At 45.6% G+C, this 9790-nt stretch carries 12 protein-coding genes; 1 reads left to right on the top strand and 11 read right to left on the bottom strand.

Annotation, left to right across the window (positions count from 1 at the left end; genetic code table 11):
• Positions 1–9: 9 nt before the first annotated feature.
• From plsX to L2082_RS07785, 9 genes are all read right to left on the bottom strand, one after another.
• Positions 10–1020 carry a phosphate acyltransferase PlsX gene (gene plsX / locus L2082_RS07745; protein ID WP_446010359.1) on the bottom strand — a complete coding sequence of 337 codons (1011 nt, stop codon included), beginning with the start codon at positions 1018–1020 and terminating at the stop codon, positions 10–12.
• An 8-nt stretch (positions 1021–1028) separates the two neighbouring features.
• The gene (gene rpmF, locus L2082_RS07750) at positions 1029–1217 is read right to left on the bottom strand and encodes a 50S ribosomal protein L32 (protein ID WP_446010358.1); all 189 of its coding nucleotides are present in this window, start codon (positions 1215–1217) and stop codon (positions 1029–1031) included.
• A gap of 144 nt (positions 1218–1361) precedes the next feature.
• Positions 1362–1877, bottom strand: a complete 516-nt coding sequence (locus tag L2082_RS07755) for a YceD family protein (RefSeq protein WP_446010357.1) — start codon at positions 1875–1877, stop codon at positions 1362–1364.
• Between the two features lie 175 nt (positions 1878–2052).
• The gene (locus tag L2082_RS07760; protein ID WP_446010356.1) at positions 2053–2538 is read right to left on the bottom strand and encodes a metal-dependent transcriptional regulator; all 486 of its coding nucleotides are present in this window, start codon (positions 2536–2538) and stop codon (positions 2053–2055) included.
• Between the two features lie 93 nt (positions 2539–2631).
• A complete protein-coding gene (locus L2082_RS07765) occupies positions 2632–3267 on the bottom strand; it encodes a SanA/YdcF family protein (RefSeq protein ID WP_446010355.1) in 636 nt (211 codons plus the stop codon).
• Positions 3268–3316: 49 nt separating this feature from the next.
• Positions 3317–4591: a molybdopterin molybdotransferase MoeA gene (locus L2082_RS07770; RefSeq protein ID WP_446010354.1), complete on the bottom strand. Its 1275-nt coding sequence runs from the start codon at positions 4589–4591 to the stop codon at positions 3317–3319.
• Positions 4592–4746: 155 nt separating this feature from the next.
• On the bottom strand, positions 4747–5040 hold the full coding sequence (locus L2082_RS07775; protein ID WP_446010353.1) for a hypothetical protein: 294 nt from the start codon (positions 5038–5040) through the stop codon (positions 4747–4749).
• A 245-nt stretch (positions 5041–5285) separates the two neighbouring features.
• Entirely contained in the window at positions 5286–5666 is a 381-nt protein-coding gene (locus L2082_RS07780) for a hypothetical protein (protein WP_446010352.1), read from the bottom strand.
• Positions 5667–5690: 24 nt separating this feature from the next.
• A complete protein-coding gene (locus L2082_RS07785; protein ID WP_446011591.1) occupies positions 5691–8348 on the bottom strand; it encodes an RHS repeat-associated core domain-containing protein in 2658 nt (885 codons plus the stop codon).
• On the opposite strand from L2082_RS07785, the gene L2082_RS07790 reads away from it, so the two are divergent.
• Entirely contained in the window at positions 8341–8655 is a 315-nt protein-coding gene (locus tag L2082_RS07790; protein ID WP_446011592.1) for a hypothetical protein, read from the top strand. The genes L2082_RS07785 and L2082_RS07790 overlap by 8 nt on opposite strands.
• A 12-nt stretch (positions 8656–8667) precedes the next feature.
• Here the strand turns inward: L2082_RS07790 and L2082_RS07795 are convergent, their stop codons facing one another.
• Both L2082_RS07795 and L2082_RS07800 read right to left on the bottom strand, forming a co-directional pair.
• A complete protein-coding gene (locus L2082_RS07795; protein ID WP_446011593.1) occupies positions 8668–9003 on the bottom strand; it encodes a hypothetical protein in 336 nt (111 codons plus the stop codon).
• On the bottom strand, positions 9000–9790 hold a 791-nt coding region (locus tag L2082_RS07800), incomplete at its 5' end, for an RHS repeat-associated core domain-containing protein (protein ID WP_446011594.1). The genes L2082_RS07800 and L2082_RS07795, both read right to left, overlap by 4 nt.

Here is a 9790-nt window from a genome sequence, read left to right on the forward strand (position 1 = left end):
TCTCAACAACTACGCTGTAACATACTGATGTAAAGATTGAACAATGGAATCATTCACTTTATTTTCTACCAATTTAGCAGCCTCACCAATAGCATTACAGATGGCGACTGATGATGATGAACCGTGACAGATAATACCGATTCCATTAATCCCAAGTAATGGCGCTCCTCCATATTCCGCATAATCCACCCGTTTCCGAAAAGCAGCAAAGGCCTTACGAATAAGCAGATAGCCTATTTTCGCCTGAAGGGATTTCATGATTTCATCCTTCAGCATCTGCATGGCTGCCTCAGCTAAACCCTCACTGATTTTAAGGGAGATATTACCGACAAAACCATCACAGACTACAACGTCAAGATCGCCGCTATAAACATCACGTCCTTCGACATTGCCTGCAAAATTAAGTTTACTCTGGCTGAGCAGTTCATGGGTTTCCTTGATTAAGGCATTGCCTTTCCCAGGTTCAGAACCAATACTGAGCAAGCCCACACGAGGATTTTTTCTATTTTGCAGAAGAGCATAACAGGAAGAGGCCATGATAGCAAACTGGAGGAGATGTTGAGGCCGACAATCCACATTGGCACCAATATCCATCAGCATAACCGGGGCCTTACAGGTCGGAAACAGACTGGCAATACCTGGACGGGAGACCCCTTCCAGGCGCCCAAGTTTACGTATAGCTGCCGCCATTGTGGCACCGGAATGGCCTGCAGACACCACAGCGTCTGCTTGCCCATTTTTTACCAGATCAAAACCACGCATTATGGTTGAGTTCTTTTTCTTGCGGATAGCCACCACAGGGGACTCTTCCATAGCGACTGTCTCAGGAGCATGCTCAATAAACACTCGTTGAGCAAGGCTGCCCAAATCAGCGCATTGCTCAACCTGTTTTTTCAGCAGATCTTCAGGCCCGAGGAGAATTATGGAAAGCTCCTTGTTTTTCCTGAGAGCGCAACATGCACCATCAATCAGGAGTTCAGGGCCTTGATCTCCGCCCATTGCATCAAGGGCTATTTTCACAGATCTTCCTAATCCAGTTCGTCTCCGAACTGATAAAAGGTTTTCCCTTTATAGGTTCCGCAGCCAGAACATAATTGATGTGGCATTTTCGGCTCGCCACATTCCGGGCATTGGCCTACATGGGGAGCGGTTAAAAAGTCATGCGCTCTGCGCTTACGGGTTCGTGAATGTGAATGTCGTCTCTTTGGTAATGCCATGATCTTCCTCCTGAAGGAAAAAACTGTAATCTTCCTGAATCAATATTCAGATTATTTTTATATAAAAGTACTCGCTGGCTCCTTGGAGTCAGTCGACCAATTTTCATGTTTTGTTATCCCGCCACAAAGCGGGATGGGGTATACTCAACCCTTTTTCAGTGATGCTAATACAGCAAAAGGCGAATTACTCATGTCATCAGCACAGGAGCATTCACCTGTATTCCAATTCATTCCACACTGCATACATAACCCCTTGCAGCCTGCTGAACATATTTTTTTCTCAGGCAACACCAAGTAGAGCTGCTGTCGAAGCAGGTCTGGAATATCAATCACAGGTTCATCCACTTGAATGATATCAAGATTGGCCCTTGTGCATTCAATTTCCTTAATATGGCCATTCTTTTCACTTTCTAGATCCAGAATATAATGAAACGTGGTCTGAGCAGTAAAACTGTAATCAGCAAGGCAGCGATCGCAGGCCAGTAGCAATCCGGCATTCAAATTTCCGCACACCTCAACTCGTCTGTCATTTTTTTTTGTGAGCCTCAACTCCGCACGTACTGGAGTATTTTTCCGGAGATCTGTCCGGGCAAGCCAATCATCATCTGTAATAGTATAATGATTTCCTGCTGTAGAAATATCTGTAAATTGAATTTTCATTTTGATGTCCGGCAAACTGCCTGTAAACGAACACGAATTTTTGCAAGAATAGCCACCATACACAAAAATAACAAACTATGACAAGAAAAAAAGCTCAGAATCGGGTAAGGGGAGTAAAAAGAAGGCAGGAATTCTCAAATCTACTGGTCTATTCGTTCCTTCTCACCAAAACAAATCACTCCTCCTTACAGTCACAGTTCTGGCAACTCTCTTCTGTGCAACCGTGCTTACAGTAGTAGCCAAAGCCAGACTCCCAGCTGATCCCGCCTTTGGGACATTTTTCCACATATTCTGCATATTTCACCAGGCGTTCTACAATAGTCTTAGGAACAGAGTGTTCCATTTTACACGCTGCCTCATCTGCTTCTCGTTCATCAACTCCCAGAACATTGACTAAAAAATCCTGTAAAGCACTATGGCGTCGGACAACCTCCTCAGCAGCAGTATACCCTTCTTCTGTCAGGGTAATCAGGTCATACGGAGCATAGTTAACCAGCCCCATTGAGCGCAGGATGCGCAGTGCCCCTGTAACAGAAGAAGCACGCACCGCAAGGTATTCAGCAATATCCTTGGCACGGGCAGCCATTTTTTCAGAGACAATATGATAGATTGCCTCTAAATAGTCTTCCTGGCTTGCGGTAAGTTTGTTCTCAGAAGGCATAGATACGGTATTGGTTATGAACGGTGATGTGGTTGGAATCTACGGCAGATGAACGAGAAAGTCAATTGTCTTTCCAGGGACGGTATGTTCGGCTCAGATCGTGATCTCTTTCCCTAAAAATCTTGGTCTGGTGTGGAGCAGCTTCACATCCAACACACACATAACCCTGGATAGAATTTCACGGAAGCGCGTTTTCAATCCACTACGAATACCAACATCCAGCGCATTATAGCCATACAATTCAATTCCATAGGCTCTGCCGATATAGACAGCTCGCTCATTATGAAATTTTTGCGAAACAACTATCCCCCGCTGCTGGCCAAAAATCTTTTTAAAACGTATAATTGAATCAAGAGTTCTAAACCCGGCATAATCGCTGATAATATCCACCTTTCGTACCCCGGCCTTGATCAAGTCCTCTTTCATTGCTTTCGGCTCATTATAATATTTTGTTCCATTATCACCGGAAACTATAATCTTTCTGCATTTCCCACTGGCATAGAGTTTAACTGCCGCTTCTATCCTGTATTTATAATAGAAATTCCTGTTGCCTCCCCGCAAATATTTAGATGTCCCCAAGAGAATAGCACAGTATGCCGGAGGTGTCTTCTCAAGACGATCAAAACAGTAGCGTCCGTAGCTGCTGATTATTATATTAGGAACAAGTATGGCAGCAACAGCCAAGAGAAAAACAAATATACAAACCCTCTGTCGCTTCTTTTTTTTCATCAGATCTGCAACGGATTAAAAATTTTCATGCAATACACCATTCTGGTGTTCAGCTTTCCGGCATTTCCAGAGGCCTGATAATCCGCACCTTTACCCGCTGATTCTTCTTTATCTCTCTGCATCCGACCTGTCGCTTTTTCCTCTCCATCGGGCTGGCAAGATGCATAATCGCATTCATAGGCTCCAGTCTCTTTGCAGGCCGCACCAGGACCTGCCCATCACAAAGGGTGGCCCTCGCGGCTTTCAAAGCAAGGTAGCCAGTTCGACTCAACTTCATCGACTCTGCAAGGACAGCATCTACCAAGCCTGTGAAGAACTGCTTCGTCGTTGCAACACCTTGAAGACAGTCTAACCCAGGGACAACCAGTTCATGAAAAAGAAGACATACTGCTGGCGGTGGGCCAGGCAGGGCCAAAAGAGGGGTTCCATTAATCATGGCAAATAATGTGGATTTACCAGGACGAATCTTCAGGAGATTATATAAAGGGCTTCCGTGAAGAGAAGAAACCACCTGCTCCATCAAATCAAATTTACCCGGACCTGTGCCACCTGTGGTTATCAATAGGTCCGGTTTATCCTGAGCAAGTACCTTCTTCACCAGTTCAATGATAACGTTCAGATCATCCTGTACGCGTATTGATCGAACAAGAGTGCATCCTTGCTCTTTTAATAAGGACGCCAACAAAATCTCATTACTGGAAATCTTCTGACCTGGCAGGGGCTTTTGTCCAGCTCTGATCAATTCATTCCCTGTACAAAGAACAACCACCCGTGGACAATTATGCACATTGATTTGCTGAACCCCATTCTCAGCCAAAAAAAGCAAATGATCGGTGCTGATCCGGGTTCCGGCAGCAATCAAACATTGCCCCTGCTTCATATCCTGCCCTTGCGGACGAATATATAGCTTTTCCCGACGCAATTCCCTGTCAGGAACAGATAGCATGGAGTCCTCTTCCTGGCAGACCTCAAAGGGAACAACCCGTGCGGTCTTTTCAGGCAGCATAGCCCCTGTCATTATCTTATACGCCTGCCCCGGCTGAAGCACCTGTTGTTCAGTGCAACCAGCAGCTCGTTCACCGCATATCTGAAACTCAGCAAAAGAAGTATCAAGAGCACAGGGCTGATCAGCAAGGGCAAAGCCATCCCGAAGCGCCTGGGAATAGAACGGCTTATCGTAATCAGCAAAAATAGCTGCTGCATTCACCCGACCCAAGGCCTGGACAAGGGGCACCACCTCCTGGCCCAAGGGTTTAAGCTCAGTTCTAATAGCAGTATAGGCACCTTGGAGAGAGCGCTCTATGATACCACTGGAATTATTCATGATTTCAGAGAAATCTACCTATAGGGATCCCAATATTGATTCTATATTTTTCTTATCTGAAAAGCAAAAATATTCCCTTCACCGGTAAATGTAAAGCGTTATCGAAAAATCAGGTTCACAGCAGAACAAAATATAAGGATGGATTTGCGGCCCCTTCACCTTTTCCTGAATGTGAAAACATTGTAGTTGAACCGACTGGTGTTATCGTATCCGTAGGTCACGGCATAGCTGCTGTCCGTGCTTAAGCCGGTGTTTCTTCCTATCACTCCGGTATTTTCATAGGAACGGGTAAGCGTCCGGCTGATCAGTCCTGTGATGCTTTCGCTGTCCGGTTGAAGAGCAGTGTTATAGGCAAAGGTGCGAGTGCCGACCGCATCACTGACCGTGTGCCTCTGGCCGGAACGGTAATAGGTAAATCCGATATCCGGGGTGATATCCTCACCACCCATCACTTTTTCGGAGTGATGCAGGGATGTTTTATAGCTGACTGTTTGGAATATATTTTTGAAATGAGCGCAGAATTCCTAAATCAGTTCCCGAAATTGAAAAATATTTCACTGCGAACGAAAAGTTCCGTCAAAGCAACTGCAAAGACAAGCGGCACAGCTACTTGTTTTTAGCTCTTTTAAAAAGTGATGGGTGGATAAGGGGTGATATCGGAATAATCAATCCCGGTCAGTTCGCCGGTGTTCTTCTAAACAATCCTTACATTGAGCCCTTTCAACTTGCCTTTTATATCAGTATTGGGCCCAGATATATTTATAGATGTTTTTTCTCTTTTTTTCTTTTCAGAATAATCATATTCGATCCCATAAATATTATCTGAAAATTGACATACTGCTGAAATATTTATCCATTCTGTACCTTCTGTACACAAACCAATAAATATATTTTTGAATTTTTTAATTGTGAATAAAAGATCTTTTTCAATATATAATTGTCCTCCCTTTGATTTAAGATCCTGTAAATAATAAAACCTTAATTCAAAGTTATTAATCGAACTATCTCTCTGGGTTACAAAGTCTATCAATCGATCAATATGATCTTCAAAAGTCATAGCAGGCAGTGTATTCATTTTTATTCCCAGTCAATAATATTTCTATTTAACTATATACTTATTATACAATTCTTTTGCTCTGTCTGATTTCAGTAATATCTCTGATGAGTCTAAATCAGCACCATAAAAACCGCCATAAGGTCTTACGACATAATCAATCCCCTCCTCTAAAGAATTAAACTCAGATTCCGGGATTGAAGATTTAATAACATCAGGATCTGTAACCTCATGTGGAAAATTTTGCTTCCTATGATCAATAGCGTCTTGAGCAGCCTTATAATCAGGCGATGTATAGGTAGCATTCTTCCTCATATCGAAACCTTTCGATTTAATTACCGAAGCGTTGTCAATACTTCCATGATACAAATCAATTTTATTATTTACTCTCCTAGCCAAGAGTTTCCTTGCAAACCTCGGCAGCTTCCCGCCTCCAATAATAACACCGAAAAATACCTCATCGTATTGTCCTGGAATTTGTGCAGAAAGTGCTAAAAGATCATCGTCTGTAAGCCCAAAAACGCATTTGATTAATTCATCAGGTAAAGCAAGAATATCTAATAGTGGAAAGAATATTACATTATTAAACGTATCTGCGCCTTGCCAAACAATTGAATATGCTGTGACTCCTGTTTTCTGAGCAAAACTTTTTAGCGTTTTTCCAATGCCTTCTTGCCCCAAATAATCCCGTCCATTAACACCATCATTCCCCACAAACCCATACAGATTCACTCCACCATCTTCCCCAATTGGATCCCGACTCATCCACCGCCCCAACTCAGGCGAATAATACCGATATCCGTAATAATACAACCCTGCAACATCATCAGCGTATTTCGTGGAAAACCGGAACGGATTAGCTTCAGCATAATTACCCATACCGGAAACCAATCCTCCGAAGGGAGCATATTCATAAGCAGCGACAACAGATCCGTCCAAAGAATCAACAAGTTGCCCCACATTGCCATTAGCATCATAGAAATAAATATGGGATTTGTTTACCCCGTGATCAATCCGGGCAAGAATACCACCGATACCGCCAGCACCCTGAAGGCTTTGCGACAAATCAAGGCCGTGGATATAGCTGGCTGTAACAGCTCCGGTTCCATCCAGCTCCTCAATCATATTCCAGCCGTTATAGACAAACAGAGCGGTATCATCAGTCTGCCAAGTCGAGCCATCCCAAACGGTTGTGACTTTCCGCACCCGTCGGCCCATATAGTCATAGAGAAACTCAAGCTTCTCATCCCCGACAGCCGGTGTTTTCGGGGTGATCGTGATGAGTCGGTTCTCTCCGTTCCAGGTATAGCTGAAGGTACCATCGTCGGTAAGACTGCCGTCTTCATCATACGCCGGACTGGCCGCTGACCCGTTCGTGTCCACGGAGGTATACTGATTCAGATCATTTGCGCTGTAACCGACCGAGGTGGTCGTGTCGGTGTCGATCATGAGCAGCTCATCCGGTGCCGGAGGCAGAGCGGGATTCTCGAACACATCGCCGGTCATGGTCGCCGAGGTGCGGCGGCCTATGTTGTCATGGGTGTAGTCATACTGTGAAATTGTCGCGGTACTGTATTGATTCTGTACCGAGGTTCGCAGGTTGCGGTTCGGCTCAAAGGTATACGCAGTTGATGCGCCGGAGGCAAAGGATGCCGTCTGAAGGAGGTGAGATTGAGGGACACGGGCGTAGGTCACGCTGTCGGAGTGCGTGCCGACATTCCAGGAAACACCGTTAAAACGTCCGGTATTGTCGTAGCCGTAGGTGACGGCATAGCTGCTGTCGGTGCTGAAGCCGGTGTTTCTGCCGGGTACCCCGGTGGTTTCATAGGAACGGGTGAGGGTGCGGCTGATCAGCCCGGTGATGCTCTCGGTGTCCGGTTGGAGTTCGGGGGTATAGGCAAAAGTACGAGTCCCGACGGCATCGGTCACTGTACTGCGTTGGCCAGTTCGATTGTAGGTGAATCCGATATCCGGGGTGGTGTCGGAATAATCAATCCCGGTCAATTCACCGGTATTGGGATCGTAACTGTAGGTGGTTGTGATAGCCGGAGTTCTGGCCCAGGTACGGGTATGGAGTCTGCCGCCTTCCAGATAGGTGTATTGTGTACTCTTATTCTGCGCATCTTCTTTGGACTCCAGCAGGCCGGAAGCCTCGTGGTAATGCCAGCGGGTAATATCAGCCAGCCCGTCATTGGCTGACGGCCAGGTCGGGGAACCCCAGCCTTCGCCGCTACGCCAGCTGTGCATGGCATCCATTCTGCCGTACTGATCGTATTCATAGCGGACAGGCGTTGTTGCACCCCAGGTATGGGTGACCCGATCAAGGTCGTCGTAGAGAAAGTAGACCGTCCGGTTCTCCGCATCGGTCACTGAAGTTTTCCTGCCCGTGACCGGATCATAGCTGTACTCTGTCCGGTTGCCTGCCGCGTCTTCTGTATAATCAACCTGCCCCTGGCTGTTGTAATGAGTGATACTCTGGCCGGTGCGGGGATCAGTGACGCCGATACGTCGTTCCAGGGCGTCGTACTGGAAGGTGGTCGTGATGCCGGATTTATCTGTGGAAGATTGCAACAGGCCGTAGATGTTTTCCTGCTCCGCATTTGTATCCGAATCAGGATAGTCTGTGATTTCCGTAACTGTATGTGAGGTCCGGTTGATATACCGCAACGAAACAGTCTCGTTGTCGTGGATGTCCGTGCTCACGGTTTCGGCAATCAGGCCGCCTGCGCCCAGACCGGTCAGGCGAGTCCGGGTTTTGCCGGTGATTGTCTCGGCAGATGAACCGGATTCGGCAAAGATGCTCTGTACCTGTTCCTGCCACCACGCACCGTTATCCAGGAGAAAGGCTGTGCTGCTGCCGCTGATCCGGTCGTCTGAGGCGGTTTCCAGGACCCCGCTGCTGTCGATATCCAGACCTGAACGCGTTCTGTTGCCCAGTTCGTCGTACTCGTACAGGGTGTCAGCCAGTCCCGGTGTGGCTGTTCGGACTAACTGCCCTTTGTCGTTGTAGAAAGTGTGTGGTTTATTCTTCCTTTTCTAAAAAAATGTTCTGCAAATCACCGTTTAGCTTTGTCCCAGTGTGTGATAAGACAAAATCGTCCTCTTGCTGTTCAAGCCAAGCACTACCATCCAAAATAGCAAACAAATTTGACAAGGTATCTGTCATTACCTGTCTAACAAATGACAGAAATAACGATTTACTTCTATCATCAAGCCCGTTATAGACTTCCAATGCCACCTTCCAATTATTATCTGTCACCTCATCTATTTTGGTTTTATCAAATAAGTCTGCATAAATTTTACTATTCTCGTCAAGTATTTTACCGCGAATTATTTCTACAAAATCATCAGGATTCATTGTTTAATCTTAACCTCAGGATACTTCTTTTTATTTAGTTCTATCAACTCTATCAGTTTAGAGTTCGGAATGTCAGGGTAAACCCTTCTTAACTCACGAATATCTCTCGCCACAACATCTCTTGCGCTTTCAACCTCAGTAGTTGTTCGAGAAACAATTCCTTTTACAGGGTCTTTAATGGTATGGCCAACTTTTGGAACCAAGATTGAAGGCGCTTTTTTTGGATTGTAATTCTCTATATAGTCTTTCATTACAGCTTGTTGCCCGACATGGTGGGCATCTAATCCAGACTCAGCATTTTTTCGCAACGAATCATATTCGCCGACTTCATACTTTCCTTTCAAAGGAGCATATCCAGCAAATTTCCTCGCAAGCCTCGGAACTTTCGCCCCTCCCACAACAACACCCAACACAACATCATCATAGGCCGTTGGAAACTGTGCGGCAAAGGCTAACAACTCATCTTCTGTAACTCCAAAGGTACATTGTAAAACAGTATCAGGCAAAGCCAATAAATCCACAAGAGGGAAGAAAACCGCTCTATTGAATAAATCAGCACTTTGCCAAGCTACTTCATACACTTTTGATCCAGCACCATAGGCCGTATCAATCATCTGTTGTTTGATACCTTCCTGTCCAAACGGGTCCACATAAACCAGCGGAGAATTCCCCACAAACCCATACAGATTCAATCCACCATCTTCGCCAATAGGATCTCTGCTCATCCACCGTCCAAGCTCTGGCGAATAGTACCTATACCCGTAATAATACAGTCCGGTCACGTCAT

Source organism: Candidatus Electrothrix sp., assembly GCF_052785085.1.